General features: G+C 69.7%; 10 protein-coding genes and 1 tRNA gene. 6 read left to right on the top strand and 5 right to left on the bottom strand.

Annotation, left to right across the window (positions count from 1 at the left end; genetic code table 11):
• Positions 1–94 precede the first annotated feature (94 nt).
• The 4 genes from gltB to pyk all read left to right on the top strand — a co-directional run bounded on the left by gltB (position 95) and on the right by pyk (position 9489).
• Positions 95–4600 (top strand): glutamate synthase large subunit, encoded by a 4506-nt coding sequence (gene gltB / locus ACIBQX_RS05135; RefSeq protein WP_397000756.1) that lies wholly within the window; start codon positions 95–97, stop codon positions 4598–4600.
• 12 nt (positions 4601–4612) lie between these two features.
• Complete coding sequence (locus ACIBQX_RS05130) at positions 4613–6091, top strand: glutamate synthase subunit beta (RefSeq protein WP_397000754.1); 1479 nt, start codon at positions 4613–4615, stop codon at positions 6089–6091.
• Between the two features lie 164 nt (positions 6092–6255).
• The gene (locus tag ACIBQX_RS05125) at positions 6256–7908 is read left to right on the top strand and encodes a S8 family peptidase (protein WP_397000752.1); all 1653 of its coding nucleotides are present in this window, start codon (positions 6256–6258) and stop codon (positions 7906–7908) included.
• Between the two features lie 150 nt (positions 7909–8058).
• A complete protein-coding gene (pyk, locus tag ACIBQX_RS05120) occupies positions 8059–9489 on the top strand; it encodes a pyruvate kinase (RefSeq protein ID WP_397000750.1) in 1431 nt (476 codons plus the stop codon).
• 96 nt (positions 9490–9585) lie between these two features.
• On the opposite strand, the gene dapD is transcribed toward pyk, so the two are convergent.
• From dapD to ACIBQX_RS05105, 3 genes are all read right to left on the bottom strand, one after another.
• Positions 9586–10554, bottom strand: a complete 969-nt coding sequence (dapD, locus tag ACIBQX_RS05115; protein WP_397000748.1) for a 2,3,4,5-tetrahydropyridine-2,6-dicarboxylate N-succinyltransferase — start codon at positions 10552–10554, stop codon at positions 9586–9588.
• A 29-nt stretch (positions 10555–10583) separates the two neighbouring features.
• Complete coding sequence (locus tag ACIBQX_RS05110; protein WP_397000746.1) at positions 10584–11003, bottom strand: pyridoxamine 5'-phosphate oxidase family protein; 420 nt, start codon at positions 11001–11003, stop codon at positions 10584–10586.
• A 290-nt stretch (positions 11004–11293) separates the two neighbouring features.
• A tRNA-Leu gene (locus ACIBQX_RS05105) sits at positions 11294–11377 on the bottom strand.
• A gap of 105 nt (positions 11378–11482) precedes the next feature.
• Between ACIBQX_RS05105 and ACIBQX_RS05100 the strand changes: the two genes are divergently transcribed.
• Positions 11483–12067 (top strand): ANTAR domain-containing response regulator, encoded by a 585-nt coding sequence (locus ACIBQX_RS05100; RefSeq protein WP_397000744.1) that lies wholly within the window; start codon positions 11483–11485, stop codon positions 12065–12067.
• Here ACIBQX_RS05100 and ACIBQX_RS05095 read toward each other — a convergent pair.
• Entirely contained in the window at positions 12064–12906 is an 843-nt protein-coding gene (locus ACIBQX_RS05095) for a hypothetical protein (RefSeq protein WP_397000742.1), read from the bottom strand. The two genes, ACIBQX_RS05100 and ACIBQX_RS05095, sit on opposite strands and share 4 nt — an antisense overlap.
• 203 nt (positions 12907–13109) lie before the next feature.
• Here ACIBQX_RS05095 and ACIBQX_RS05090 point away from each other — a divergent pair, with 203 nt between their 5' ends.
• Entirely contained in the window at positions 13110–14405 is a 1296-nt protein-coding gene (locus ACIBQX_RS05090; protein ID WP_397000740.1) for an ABC transporter substrate-binding protein, read from the top strand.
• Between the two features lie 73 nt (positions 14406–14478).
• On the opposite strand, the gene ACIBQX_RS05085 is transcribed toward ACIBQX_RS05090, so the two are convergent.
• Positions 14479–14880, bottom strand: coding sequence for a hypothetical protein (locus ACIBQX_RS05085; protein WP_397000738.1), 402 nt, complete (start codon positions 14878–14880; stop codon positions 14479–14481).
• Positions 14881–14952: the final 72 nt, after the last annotated feature.

Here is a 14952-nt window from a genome sequence, read left to right as displayed (position 1 = left end):
CGTGCGGTAACCTCTATCCACGATACGCAGCAGGGCCAACGTCGTCCCCGCCTGTAAAGCAGTTCAGACAGACGAAGACGACGGGAGGGATTCAATGCCTGCTGCCCACCTCGGGTTCCCCGAGCCCCAGGGCCTCTACGACCCCGCCAACGAGCATGACGCCTGCGGTGTCGCGATGGTCGCCGACGTCGCCGGTCGCCGGGGGCACGACATCGTGGTCAAGGCGCTGACGGCACTGTGCAATCTCGATCACCGGGGGGCCAAGGGTAGCGAGCCGGACACCGGCGACGGAGCCGGGATCCTGACGCAGATCCCTGATGGGTTCTACCGGGCGAACGTGCCGTTCACCCTGCCCGAGAGCGGCCGGTACGCCACCGGTATCGCCTTCCTGCCGATCGACGACGAGGCTCGCGCGATCGGTGTCGGCATGATCGAGGAGATCGCCGCCGAAGAGGGCCTCACCGTGCTCGGCTGGCGGGACGTGCCGGTCGACCGCGCCCTGCCGGGGCCGAGCGCCCGCGCCGTGATGCCGTTCTTCAAGCAGATCTTCGTGTCCGCCCCCGGCGGCGAGTCCGGGCTGGAGCTCGACCGGCTCGCCTTCTGCCTGCGCAAGCGGGCCGAGCACGAGGTGGACGTGTACTTCACGTCCCTGTCGGCGCGGACGATCGTCTACAAGGGCATGCTCACCCCCGACCAGGTCGAGCCGTTCTTCCCCGACCTGTCCGACGAGCGCTACCACAGCGCGATCGCGCTGGTGCACTCGCGCTTCTCGACCAACACCTTCCCGAGCTGGCCGCTGGCTCACCCCTACCGTTACGTCGCGCACAACGGCGAGATCAACACGGTCAAGGGCAACCGCAACTGGATGCGGGCCCGCGAGGCCATGCTGGAGTCGTCCGTCATCCCGGGCGACCTGTCGCGGCTCTTCCCGATCTGCGACCCGGACGCCAGCGACACCGCCTCCTTCGACGAGGTGCTGGAGCTGCTCCACCTGGGCGGGCGCAGCCTGCCGCACGCCGTGCTGATGATGATCCCGGAGGCGTGGGAGAACCACACCGAGATGGATGCCGCGCGGCGCGCCTTCTACGAGTTCCACTCCTCGCTGATGGAGGCCTGGGACGGCCCGGCGTCGATCACGTTCACCGACGGCACGCTGGCCGGCGCCGTGCTCGACCGCAACGGCCTGCGCCCCGGCCGGTTCTGGGTGACCGCCGACGGGCTCGTCGTGCTGGCCTCCGAGGCCGGCGTGCTCGACTTCGCGCCGGAGGACGTGGTCCGCAAGGGGCGCCTGCAGCCCGGCAGGATGTTCCTCATCGACACCGCCCGCGGCAAGATCATCGAGGACGACGAGATCAAGGCCGAGCTCGCCGCCGCGTTGCCGTACGAAGACTGGCTGCACGCCGGTCTGGTGCGCTTCGAGGAGCTGCCCGAGCGCCAGCGGGAGATCCCCACGCACGAGGCGCTCGTGAAGCGGCAGCAGACCTTCGGCTACACCGAGGAGGAGTTGCGGATCATCCTCGCGCCGATGGCCAGGTCCGGCATCGAGCCGATCGGCTCGATGGGGACCGACACGCCGGTCGCGGTGCTGAGCGAGAAGCCCAGGCTGCTGTTCGACTACTTCACGCAGCTGTTCGCGCAGGTCACCAACCCGCCGCTGGACGCCATCCGGGAGGAGCTGGTCACCTCCCTGGCCAGTGTGATCGGCCCCGAGGGCAACCTGCTCGACCCGGGCCCGACGTCCTGCCGGCAGCTGGTGCTGCCGTACCCGGTGATCGACAACGACGAGCTCGCCAAGATCATCCACATCAACGACGAGCATGACCTGCCCGGCTTCCACCCGCATGTGATCTCCGGCCTCTACCCGGTGGCGGGCGGCGGCCAGGCGTTGCTGACCCGCCTGCAGGAGATCAGGGCCGAGGCGTCGCGGGCGATCGCCGACGGCGCCCGGATCATCGTGCTGTCCGACCGCGGCTCCTCCGAGACGCTCGCGCCGATCCCGGCGCTGCTGCTCACCGGCGCCGTGCACCACCACCTGATCCAGGAGCGGACCCGTACGAAGATCGGCCTGGTCATCGAGACCGGCGAGGCCCGCGAGTGCCACCACATGGCGCTGCTGATCGGCTACGGCGCCGGCGCGGTGAACCCGTACCTCGCCATCGAGACCGTCGAGGACCTCGTCGACTCCGGCGTGCTGGCGATCGACAAGCGCAAGGCCGTGCGCAACCTCATCAAGGCCTACGGCAAGGGCGTCATCAAGGTGATGTCCAAGATGGGCGTGTCCACGGTCGCCTCCTACACCGGCGCGCAGATCTTCGAGGCGCTCGGCCTCAGCCAGGAGGTCATCGACTCCTGCTTCACCGGCACCACCTCCCGGCTCGGCGGCGTCGGCTTCGACGTGCTGGCCGGTGAGACGGCCGGGCGGCACCGGCACGCCTACCCGCGCGCGGAGAACCCGCACCGGCGGCTGCAGGTCGGCGGCGAGTACCAATGGCGCCGCGAGGGCGAGCCGCACCTGTTCAACCCGGAGACGGTCTTCAAGCTGCAGCACGCCACCAGGAGCCGCCGCTACGAGATCTTCAAGGAGTACACCGGCATGGTGGACTCCCAGGCCGAGCGGCTGATGACACTGCGCGGCCTGTTCAAGCTGCGCAAGGGCGCCTCGATCCCGATCGAGGAGGTCGAGCCCGTCTCGGAGATCGTCAAGCGGTTCTCCACGGGCGCGATGTCGTACGGCTCGATCTCGATGGAGGCGCACGAGACGCTCGCCATCGCGATGAACCGCCTCGGCGGCAAGTCCAACACCGGCGAGGGCGGCGAGGACCCCGAGCGCCTGTACGACGACGCGCGCCGCAGCGCGATCAAGCAGGTGGCCTCCGGCCGGTTCGGGGTGACCTCCGAATACCTGGTGAACGCCTCGGACCTGCAGATCAAGATGGCCCAGGGCGCCAAGCCAGGCGAGGGCGGCCAGCTGCCGGGTCACAAGGTCTACCCGTGGATCGCCAAGACCAGGCACTCCACGCCGGGCGTCGGCCTCATCTCGCCGCCGCCGCATCACGACATCTACTCGATCGAGGACCTGGCCCAGCTCATCCACGACCTGAAGAACTCCAACCCGGAGTCGCGGGTGCACGTGAAGCTGGTCGCCGAGGTCGGGGTCGGCACGGTCGCGGCGGGCGTGTCCAAGGCGCACGCCGACGTGGTGCTGATCTCCGGCCACGACGGCGGCACCGGGGCGTCCCCGCTGACGAGCCTCAAGCACGCGGGCGCGCCGTGGGAGCTCGGCCTGGCCGAGACGCAGCAGACGCTGCTGCTCAACAACCTGCGCGACCGGATCGTGGTGCAGGTCGACGGCCAGCTCAAGACCGGCCGGGACGTGGTCATCGCCGCGCTCCTCGGCGCCGAGGAGTACGGCTTCGCCACCGCGCCGCTGGTCGTGTCCGGCTGCGTGATGATGCGGGTGTGCCACCTCGACACCTGCCCGGTGGGCGTCGCCACCCAGAACCCGGAGCTGCGCAAGCGCTTCACCGGCAAGCCCGAGTTCGTGGTCAACTTCTTCGAGTTCATCGCCGAGGAGATCCGCGAGTACCTCGCCGAGCTGGGCTTCCGCACGCTCGACGAGGCGATCGGGCACGTGGAGATGCTCGACATGGCGGCGGCCGAGGACCACTGGAAGGCCAGCGGGCTCGACCTGTCGCCGATCCTGCACCTGCCGGAGCTCCCCAGCGGCACCCCGCTGCGGCGCACCGTCGCGCAGGACCACGGCCTGCGGCACGCGCTGGACAACACGCTGATCCAGCTGGCCGAGGGCGCGCTTCGCGACGGCACCCCGGTGACGCTGGAGCTGCCCATCCGCAACGTGAACCGGACCGTCGGCACCATGCTCGGCTACCAGGTCACCAAGCGGTACGGCGGCGCGGGCCTGCCGGACAACACCATCGACATCTCCTTCACCGGCTCGGCCGGCAACTCCTTCGGCGCGTTCGTGCCCCGCGGCATCACGCTGCGGCTCACCGGCGACGCCAACGACTACCTCGGCAAGGGGCTGTCGGGCGGTCGGCTCACGCTGCGCCCGCACGAGGTGGCTCCGCTGGACGGGCACATCATCGCCGGCAACGTCGCGCTGTACGGCGCCACGTCCGGAGAGGTGTTCATCCGGGGAGTGGTGGGGGAGCGGTTCTGCGTCCGCAACTCCGGCGCCACCGCCGTCGTCGAGGGCGTCGGCGACCACGGCTGCGAGTACATGACCGGCGGCACCACGGTGGTGCTCGGCCCGACCGGGCGCAACTTCGCGGCCGGCATGTCCGGCGGCGTCGCCTACCTGCTCGACCTCAAGGCCGAGCGGGTCAACCGGGAGATGGTCGCCCTGGAGGCGCTCACCGAGCAGGACGCGGAGTTCCTCAAGGAGACCGTGGAGAAGCACTTCGCCGAGACCGGCTCGCCGGTGGCCAAGCAGTTGCTGGCCGACTGGGACGACGCGCTCGCCCGGTTCGGCAAGATCATGCCGACCGATTACAAGCGGGTCATGGAGGCCGCCGAGGCCGCCCGGATCGAAGGCAGGGACATCGACGAGGCCGTCATGGCGGCTGCGGTTCAGGGATAGGGAGGCGTACCGATGGCTGACCCCAAGGGTTTTCTCACGCACGAACGGGAACTGCCGGCGCGCCGTCCCGTGGACGTCCGCATCAGCGACTGGCAGGAGGTCTACCAGGACTTCCCGAAGGAGAAGCTGACCAAGCAGGCGGCCCGCTGCATGGACTGCGGCATCCCGTTCTGCCACAACGGCTGCCCGCTGGGCAACCTCATCCCCGAGTGGAACGACCTGGTCTACCGGACCGACTGGCGGGAGGCGATCGAGCGGCTGCACGCCACGAACAACTTCCCGGAGTTCACCGGCAGGCTCTGCCCGGCTCCGTGCGAGGCGGCGTGCGTGCTCGGCATCAACTCCGACCCGGTGGCGATCAAGCGGGTCGAGGTCGAGATCATCGACCGCGCGTTCGCCGAGGGCTGGGTGACGCCGCAGCCCGCGGTCCGCAGGACGGGCAAGCGGGTCGCGGTGGTTGGCTCCGGCCCCGCCGGGCTGGCCGCCGCCCAGCAGCTCACCCGGGCGGGCCACGACGTGGTGGTGTTCGAACGGGCCGACCGTGTCGGCGGGCTGCTCAGGTACGGCATCCCCGAGTTCAAGATGGAGAAGCGGCACATCGAGCGCCGCCTGGAGCAGATGCGGGCGGAGGGCACCGAGTTCCGCACCGGCGTGAACGTCGGCGTCGACGTCACGGCCGCCGAGCTGCGCGCGGAGTTCGACGCCGTGGTGCTGTCGGGCGGCGCCACCGCCTGGCGTGACCTGCCGGTGCCGGGCCGCGACCTCAAGGGCGTCTACCAGGCGATGGAGTATCTCCCCCTGTCCAACAAGGTGCAGGAGGGCGACTACGCCACCCCGCCGGTGTCCGCCGAGGGCAAGCACGTCGTGGTGATCGGCGGCGGCGACACCGGTGCCGACTGCATCGGCACCGCGATCAGGCAGGGCGCGGCCTCCGTCACCCAGCTGGAGATCATGCCGCAGCCGCCCGCCACCAGGGCGGCGAACCAGCCGTGGCCCACCTTCCCCATCCTGTTCAAGATGGAGAGCGCGCACGAGGAGCTCGCCGAGGGCCAGGGAGAGCGCGTCTACGCGGTCTCCACCACCGAGTTCGCCGGCGACGCCGACGGCAACGTCCGGGCGCTGCGCCTGGTCGAGGTCGAGGGCCCGCAGAACGGATTCAAGCCGGTCCCCGGCAGCGAGCGGGAGATCCCCGCCGAGCTGGTCACCCTGGCGATGGGCTTCCTCGGCCCGGAGAAGGGCGCGCTGCTGCAGGACCTCGCGGTGCTGGCGGGCGACGGGTTCTACGACGCACGGGGCAACGTCTCGCGGGACAAGACGTACATGTCCAAGGTCGACGGCGTGTTCGTGGCCGGCGACATGGGACGCGGGCAGTCGCTGATCGTGTGGGCCATCGCCGAGGGCCGCGCCGCCGCCAGCGGCGTCGACCGGTTCCTCACCGGCGAGACGGCCCTGCCGTACCCGATCCTGCCGACGGCGCGTCCGCTGGTGTAGCGCGACGTGGGGGAGCGCCCGCCCCTCCGGGGGCGGGCGTTTTCATGCTTGTTGTACGGTTTGCGCGCGGGGCGAGACATGCCAAAGCGTGTGCACAGAGTTGCATCACCTGATGACTGACCGGGAAGATGCCCTTTCAGGGGATTGCGGAGGATGGGGGAAGAATGCGGAGATTTGTCTCCTGCCTCGCGGCCACGGTCCTCGCGGCCTCGCTCACCGCCTGCGCGTCCGTCACCGCCCATCAGGCCGGCGTCCAGACCGTACGGGGAGCCCAGGCGGAGTATCTGGTCTTCTACGCCGACGGCCGGCAGGCCGACGCGCTCGACCTCATCAAGCGCGCGGGCGGCACCGCCCTGCACACCTCCGCCGAGCTCGGGTACGTACTCGCCCGAGCCGGAGCCACGTTCGCCGAGGTCGTCGGCTCGGACCCGGCGATCGTCGGCGTCTCCACCGACCGCCGGATCGGTTACGCCTCCGCCGCCGGCTCCGCGCGCGCCTTCCCCGACGCCGGCTCCTTCACTAGGAGCAGCCGGAGCGACCCGCTCTCCGGCCGCCAGTGGGACATGAAGATGATCGGCGCCGACCGCGCGCACGCCAAGGCGCCGGGCAGCCACAAGGTGCTCGTCGGCGTCATCGACACCGGCATCGACGGCAAGCACCCCGACATCGCCCCGAACTTCAACCGCGAGCTCAGCCGCAACTTCGTCACCGACAAGCCCAAGGACGAAAAGGGCGAGACCCTCGACGGGCCCTGTGAGACCAGCGACTGCAAGGACGCGGTCGACCAGGACGACGACGGCCACGGCACGCACGTCGCCAGCACCATCGCCTCTCCGATCAACGGCATCGGGATCGCCGGCGTGGCGCCGGGCGTGCAGCTCGTCAACATCAGGGCCGGTCAGGACTCCGGCTTCTTCTTCCTCAAGGCCAGCCTCGACGCCCTCACCTATGCCGCCGACATCGGCGTCGACGTGGTCAACATGAGTTACTACGTCGACCCCTGGCTGTTCAACTGCCGGAACAACCCCTCCGACAGCGCCAAGGAGCGGCTGGAGCAGCGTGCCATCATCACCGGCATGCAGCGAGCCCTCGACTACGCCCGCCAGAAGGGCGTCACCCTCGTCTCCGCCCTCGGCAACGGCGCCACCGACCTCGGCAAGCCCAAGCTGGACGAGGCCAGCCCCGGTTACCCGCGCGGCGGGGAGCGGGTCCGCAAGGTCGACAACTCCTGCCTCAACGTGCCCGCCGAGTCCGCCGGCGTCATCTCGATCTCCTCCGTCGGCCCCTCCGGCCGCAAGGCCGTCTACAGCGACTACGGCCTCGAACAGACCGACCTGGCGGCGCCGGGCGGCGACGCCCTGGACGGCAAGGCCGCCTCACCCGCCCGCTCGATCCTGGCGGCGGCCCCCGAGGCCGTGCTGCGCGCCAAGGGCAGGATCGACAAGTCCGGCAAGCCCAGGACCGCCGACGTCCTGCGCGACTGCACCCGCGGGCCCTGCTCCTACTACCAGTATCTCGACGGCACCTCCATGGCGGCACCGCACGCCACCGGCGTCGCCGCCATCCTGATCAGCCGCTTCGGCAAGCCCGGCAAGGCCGGCGGATCCGGCAAGGAAGGCGTCACCCTCGCGCCGGCCAAGGTCGAGGACTACCTCTACCGGACCGCCACGGCCAAACCCTGCCCATCGCCGCGCGCGTACGAATACGATCTCCTCGGCGACAAGGAGACCCACCTCTGCGAAGGCGACGCGAAGAAGAACGGCTTCTTCGGCCGGGGCATCGTCGACGCCTACAAGGCGGCCACCTTCGAGCCGTGAACGTACGGCCACGATGGGCGTCCGCTTCCCGGAGCAATACCCGAACTTGACCCGCCCGGCAGCCGCCGTTGCCGTGCTGTTGTCCTATCTCGGGTACGTTCTGCGTCGTCAATGACTGCCAAGTGGTCTGTACCAATTAAGGTAGGACTCGTGACTCGTCGCGCGAAAATCGTCTGCACTCTAGGTCCAGCCACGTCCTCTCCTGAACGCCTGCGCGAGCTCATCGCAGCGGGCATGGACGTCGCACGGTTCAACCTCAGCCATGGTGATCATGATTTGCACCGTGAGGTCTACGACCGGGTCAGGGAGGTGGCGGCCGACCTGGGCCGCGGCGTAGGCGTGCTGGCCGACCTGCAGGGTCCCAAGATCCGTGTCGGCAGGTTCGAGGAGGGCCCGGTCCGGCTCGGTTTCGGTGACGTCTTCACCATCACCGCCGAAGACGTCCCCGGTGACCGCGAGCAGGTCTCCACCACCTACAAGGGACTGCCGGGCGACGTGCGCCCCGGCGACACCATCCTGGTCGACGACGGACGCCTCGTCCTGGAGGCCACCCGGATCGACGGCGACCGGGTCGTCACCCGCGTCGTCATCGGCGGCATGATCTCCGACAACAAGGGCCTCAACCTGCCCGGCATCAACGTCAGCGCGCCCGCCCTCACCGACAAGGACGAGGCCGACCTGCGCTGGGCGCTGCGCACCGGCTGCGACATGATCGCCCTGTCGTTCGTCCGCCGCCCCTCCGACGCCGACGTGGTGCGCAACATCATGGAGCAGGAGGCCGTACGCCTGCCGCTGCTCGCCAAGATCGAGAAGCCGCAGGCCGTGGAGCGCCTGCCGGAGATCATCGAGGCCTTCGACGGCATCATGGTCGCCCGCGGCGACCTCGGCGTCGAGCTGCCCCTGGAGCAGGTCCCGATCGTCCAGCGGCGCATCATCGAGCTGTGCCGGGAGAAGGCCCGCCCGGTCATCGTCGCCACCCAGATGCTCGACTCGATGATGAGCGCCCCCCGGCCCACCCGCGCCGAGGCCTCCGACGTCGCCTACGCCGTGATGGACGGCGCCGACGCCGTCATGCTGTCGGGCGAGACCTCGGTCGGCAACTATCCGATCGAGGCGGTCTCCACCATGGACCGCATCTCCTGCGCCGCCGAGAAGGCCTACCTGCAGGCCACCCACACCCTGGAGCGCATGCCGGAGACCACCGGCGGCGCCATCGCCCGCGCGGCCGCCGAGGTCGGCGCCATCGTCGGCGCCAAGGCGCTGGTGGCCTTCACCATGTCCGGCGAGACCGCCCGCCGCCTGGCCCGCTACCGCTCCCCGATCCCGCTGCTGGCCTTCACGTCCTCCCCGCACGTGCGCGGCCAGCTGTCGCTGACCTGGGGGGTGGAGACGTTCCAGGTGCCGTTCGTGCACCACACCGACGACATGGTCCGGCAGGTGGAGGCGTCCCTGCTGTCGCTGGGCCGGCTGGAGAAGGGCGACAAGGTGGTCATCGTGGCCGGCTCGCCTCCCGGGACCCACGGCTCCACCAACGCGCTGCGCGTGCACACCATCGGCTCCGCGGTGTCCCACGCGAACTGACCCTAGAGGGTCGAAAGGGCCGCACTGTCCGTGCGGCCCTTCGCGTTCAGCCGACCGGCTGCCCTGCGTGTACGAGCGCGGCGGCCCGCGCCGGCGTCAGTTGGCGTGCAACGCGGCGTTGAGCTTGACGCCGCCGCTGGTGCGGGGGACGGCCTCCACCGCGCCGGACTGGGAGTTGCGGCGCAGCAGGATCCCGCTGGTGCCCGACAGCCGCTCGGCCTTGACGACGTCGCCGTCGGGCAGGGCCACCTTGGTGCCGGCCGTGACGTACAGCCCGGCCTCCACCACGCAGTCGTCGCCCAGGCTGATGCCGATGCCGGCGTTCGCGCCCAGCAGGCAGCGCTCGCCGATGGAGATGACCTGCGTGCCGCCGCCCGACAGGGTGCCCATGATGGAGGCGCCGCCGCCCACGTCGGAACCCTCGCCGACGACCACGCCGGCCGAGATCCTGCCCTCCACCATGGACGCGCCGAGCGTGCCGGCGTTGTAGTTGACGAAGCCCTCGTGCATGACCGTGGTGCCGGCGGCCAGGTGGGCGCCCAGGCGCACCCGGTCGGCGTCGGCGATCCGCACGCCCGTGGGCATCACGTAGTCGACCATCCGCGGGAACTTGTCCACGCCGTAGACCGCGACCGAGCCCTTGGCGCTCAGCCGCAGCCGCAGTCGCGTCTGCTCGAAGTCCTCGACGGGACACGGCCCGTGGCTGGTCCACACGACGTTGGCGAGCTTGCCGAAGACGCCGTCCAGGTTCAGCCCGTGCGGGCGCACCAGGCGGCTGGACAGCAGGTGCAGCCGCAGGTAGACGTCGTGCGCGTCGAGCGGCGCCTCGGAGAGCTTGGCGATGCCGGTGCGGACCGCCACCACCTCGACGCCCCTGGCCGGGTCGGGGCCGATCAGGGAGGCCAGCTCCCCGGCCTCCTCGGCGGCGAGCCGCTCGGTGCCGGTCATGGGCGGGTCGCCCAGCTCCGGCGCGGGGAACCAGGTGTCGAGTACGGTGCCGTCGGCGGCTATGGTGGCGAGCCCGACGCCGTAGGCGCCGGTCACGGTGGGATCGATAGCAGTCACGTACCTCAAAATACCGTGATCCGGCCCTGTCACAGCGCTCCGAGGTCGGCCGACAGCCACCGTTGCGGCGCCATCCTGAACGTCACCAGAGCGTGCGGGTCGGACCCCTCCACGTATCCCGGCAGGGCTTCGGGCGACAGGTAGCGCGCGGCGATCCGGGTGAGCTGCTCCAGCGTGGTGGGACCGGAGCCCACCACCGGCCCTTCGACCGACACGTAGCGGTAGGTCGGGCTGGCCCGCTGGACCAGCATGGTCAGCCGGCCCGCCTTGGCGATGAGGGCGGCCTTACGGGATTCCGCGCCCGTCAGGAACAGCAGGTCGCCACCCGGTACGTAGTCGTACCAGACGGGCACGCTCAGCGGCCCCCGCTCGGGCCCCGCGTCCACGGCCAGCCCGGCGATGTGCGGCTCGGCCAGGAACTCCACCCGCTCCCGCTCGCTCAACCCCATCACGCCCACCTCCGATGATCGCAACCTCACCGTGTACATCACCAGAGATCGACCGGCTACTCCACCTCGGCGCCGTGCGGAGCACGGCTTACCCGTTCTTCGCCTCCTCATGACGCGACGCGTACCGAGCCGCCTCCGGCGTTTCGGCCCCGGCACAGATGTCGAGCCGCTCGTGGACTCGTTCACGACGAGGTGACGGGGGTGGCGTAGCAACGGGTGGCCTGGTAGACGGTCTCACGAGGATGCATGCGAAGGGCATACGGATCGTCACTGAAGGTCTCGACGGTGTGTGCCGGAAGCGGGACTCGAACCCGCACGCCCTTTCGAGCAGACGCTTTTGAGGCGTCAGTGTCTGCCTATTCCACCATTCCGGCTGATTTCCGGAATTGTCCGGAAAGTGCCGTACCTCGCCCCTGGCGTGGACCAGCGGAGGGCACCGGCGTGGATCTAATCTACCGGACATCGGTACTCTTGCGCTCGTGAGTACGCAGCGGCGAGTGGTGATCGCGGAAGACGAGGCACTGATCCGCCTCGATCTCAAGGAGATGCTTCAGGAAGACGGCTACGTCGTCGTGGGGGAGGCCGGTGATGGCGAGACAGCGATCCGGCTCGCCATGGAGGAGCGGCCCGATCTGGTCATCCTGGACGTCAAGATGCCGATTCTCGACGGCATCTCCGCCGCCGAGCGGATCGTGGCCGAGCGGGTCGCGCCGTGCCTGATCCTCACCGCGTTCTCCCAGCGTGACCTGGTCGAACGGGCCAGAGACGCGGGCGCGATGGCCTACCTCGTCAAGCCGTTCACCAAGGCCGACCTGGTGCCCGCGATCGAGATGGCGGTGAGCAGGCACGAGGAGATGGTGGCGCTGGCCGCCGAGGTGTCGAGCCTGTCGGAGCGGCTGGAGACCCGCAAGCTGGTCGAGCGGGCCAAGGGTCAGCTCATGGCCAAGCACGGGTGGAGCGAGCCGCAGGCCTTCCGGTGGATCCAGAAGGCGTCGATGGACCGCAGGCTGAGCATGCGCGAGGTTGCCCAGATCGTTATGGACGACGCGGCGGAGCGCGGCTAGGCGGGCTTCAGGCCGCAGACCTGCAGGGCGTAGTCGATGAGCCGCTCCTGCTCAGGCCGGGCCGGGGCGACGATGACCACGCGCTGCTCGCCTCCGTCGACGCTGGCCCGTACCGGGAACTGGAAGGCCTTCTTGGCCTCGGCGAAGGCGTGCGGGTCGCAGCGGCCGGGGGTGAGCTCGATCGGCGCCCGCGCCTCCCGCTCCCGCGCGCCCAGCTCCAGCAGCGGGCTGCCGTCGCCGACCGGGGTGGCGATGTAGTGGGTGGTGCCGCCGACGGAGTGCACGGCCACCGCGCCGGTGCCGCGGCGGGTCAGGATGAGGGTGCCGCGCATGGCCTCGCCCTCGCGCCGCCACTCGGGGTCGAAGGAGATCTCGGCAGCCTGCTTGATCAGGTGCTCGGCGCACTCGTCACGCACCAGCCTGGTCAGCAGCGGGTCGGGGTGCGGCACCTTGAACACCACCCGGCGCAGCTTCTGCTCGGACCCGGCGCGCAGGTGGGCCACCACGGTCGCGGGCCGCACCTCGGGCAGGCCCTCCGACGGGCAGACGGCCTTGCCGTAGGGGGTGGGGATGTCCATCCTGTCCGTCCGCGGGATGGTGATGCCGGCCTTCTGCGGGGCGAGCGTGGCGAACGACGGGGTGACGACCTGCACGTCGGCGAAGTACACCGGCGTCGCGCTCGTGTTGCGGACGGCGACCTGCAGCACGTGCGCGGGCTCGTCGGAGCGCCATTGGCCGAAGGAGACCGACAGGCCGGCCGGTGGGGCGTCCGTAGGAGGGGGTGCGAGGGCCGATCCGCCGCACCCGGACACGAGCCCCGCGAGAACGAGCAAGACCATCCACTGCTTCACCTGACGAACCTTAGGCATGCCCTGGTTGCGGCCGTAAGTTGAGGACTGGTTACGACTCCGCATCCAAGTGCCGACAGTTCATCCGTATGACTGGCATGTACGTGCAGGCATTTTGTACGTTTCCGTCATTCGATCGGGTGTGCTCGGCGGTGCTGAGAGATCCCGGACCGTAAATGAAGGAGACAAACTTCATGATCCGCATTGCTCCCATGGGGCGGGCGCTAGCTGTCGTGGCTGCCACCGGCCTCGCCCTGACAGCTTGCGGTGGTGGCAGCGACACCGCCGCACCTTCCTCGCCCACGGCCGCCTCATCCTCCGCCGCGGCTCCCGTGGCGCAGGGTGACGGCAAGCTCACCCTCGGCACCCTCCTGCCGCAGACCGGATCGCTGGCGTTCCTCGGCCCGCCCGAGTTCGCAGGGGTGGACCTGGCCATCAAGGAGATCAACGAGGCCGGTGGGGTGCTCGGCAAGGACGTGGAGAAGATTCACACGGACTCCGGCGACACCACCACGAACATCGCTTCGCAGTCCGTGGACAAGATGCTGGCGCAGAAGGCCGACGCCATCATCGGCGCGGCGTCCTCGTCGGTGTCGGAGTCGGTGATCGACAAGATCACGGGCGCCGGCGTGGTGCACTTCTCGCCCGCCAACACCTCCGACAAGTTCACCACCATCGCGGACAAGGGCCTGTACTTCCGCACCTCGCCGCCCGACAAGCTGCAGGGCCGGGTGCTCGGTGACCTGGTCGTGGCCGACGGCAACGACACGGTCGGCATCATGGCGATGCAGGACTCCTACGGCACCGGCCTGGCCGACCAGGTCGCCAAGACCGTCCAGGACAGTGGCGCCGAAGTGGTCGAGCGGGTCGACTACGACCCGAAGGCGGCGGACTTCGCCGCCGACATCGCCAAGATCAAGGCCAAGAACCCCAAGGGCATCGTGCTCATCGGCTTCGAGGAGACCGCCAAGGTCATCAACGAGCTGATCAAGCAGGGTCTGCCGGCCGACAAGCACAAGTGGTACATGGTCGACGGCAACACCTCGAACACGAACTACATCAAGATGCCCAAGGGCACCCTGACGGGCGTCAAGGGCACCATCCCCGGCGCCGCGGCTCCGGACGAGTTCCAGAAGAAGCTGCTGGCGGTCGACCCCGACCTTGAGGACTTCAGCTACGCGCCCGAGTCCTACGACGCCGCCAACCTGCTCGCGCTGGCCGCCGAGGCCGCCAAGAGCGACGTCGGCACCGACGTGGCGGCCAAGCTGATCGAGGTCAGCAAGGGCGGCGAGAAGTGCACGGACTTCAAGACCTGCAGCGAGCTGCTCAAGGCCGGCAAGGACATCGACTACGACGGCGTGAGCGGTCCGGTCGAGTTCAACGAGGCCGGTGACCCGGCCGTCGCGACCATCGGCATCTACCAGTACGGCGAGGACAACAAGTACGCCACCAAGGCCCTCGAGTACCGCACCGGCAACATCGCCGGCTAGTCGCTCGTGAGCTGAGACAACCCGCGAAGGGCCCGATCCTCCCCCCTGGGACCGGGCCCTTCTGCATGTCCGGCTACGTACAGCCTGTCGTGATTTGCCCCGCCGCGGCCCTGTAGCGCTTGAGGAGGGCCACCTGGCGCCGCCTGGGCACATCGGCCCGTGCCAGTCCCTCGGTCGCTGTCTGGACCGTACGGACGGCCGGGGAGAGGGAGGCCGGCAGGCGGGAACCGTACTGGAGCGTGATCCCGCGCACCTCGGAGAGCCGGCCGAGCAGGGCGTCCTCGAAGTCCTGCTCCTGCTCGCTGCCCTCGGGGCCGAGCAGGAGGCCCGCGTAGCCGATGGCCGACACGACGCGCGCGCACGGGTCGTCGGCGGTGTCGCCGCCGGTGCTGTACGTGCCGCCGGAGGCGGGGGTCTGCTGGCAGGCGGCGAGGGCGGGCAGGATGAGCACGATCGCCGCGAATCGTCGTAGCACATCACCCAGTAAAAACTGAGAAAGGTCTGTGGGGCGGTAAGAACCGGAGAAAGGGCTGTGGGGCGATAAAAA

Origin of the sequence: Nonomuraea sp. NPDC049714 (assembly GCF_044465295.1) — a bacterium.
Lineage (GTDB): Bacteria > Actinomycetota > Actinomycetes > Streptosporangiales > Streptosporangiaceae > Nonomuraea.
The sequence above is the reverse complement of the archived record's forward strand: the minus strand, read 5'-3'. Positions and strand labels throughout refer to the sequence as shown.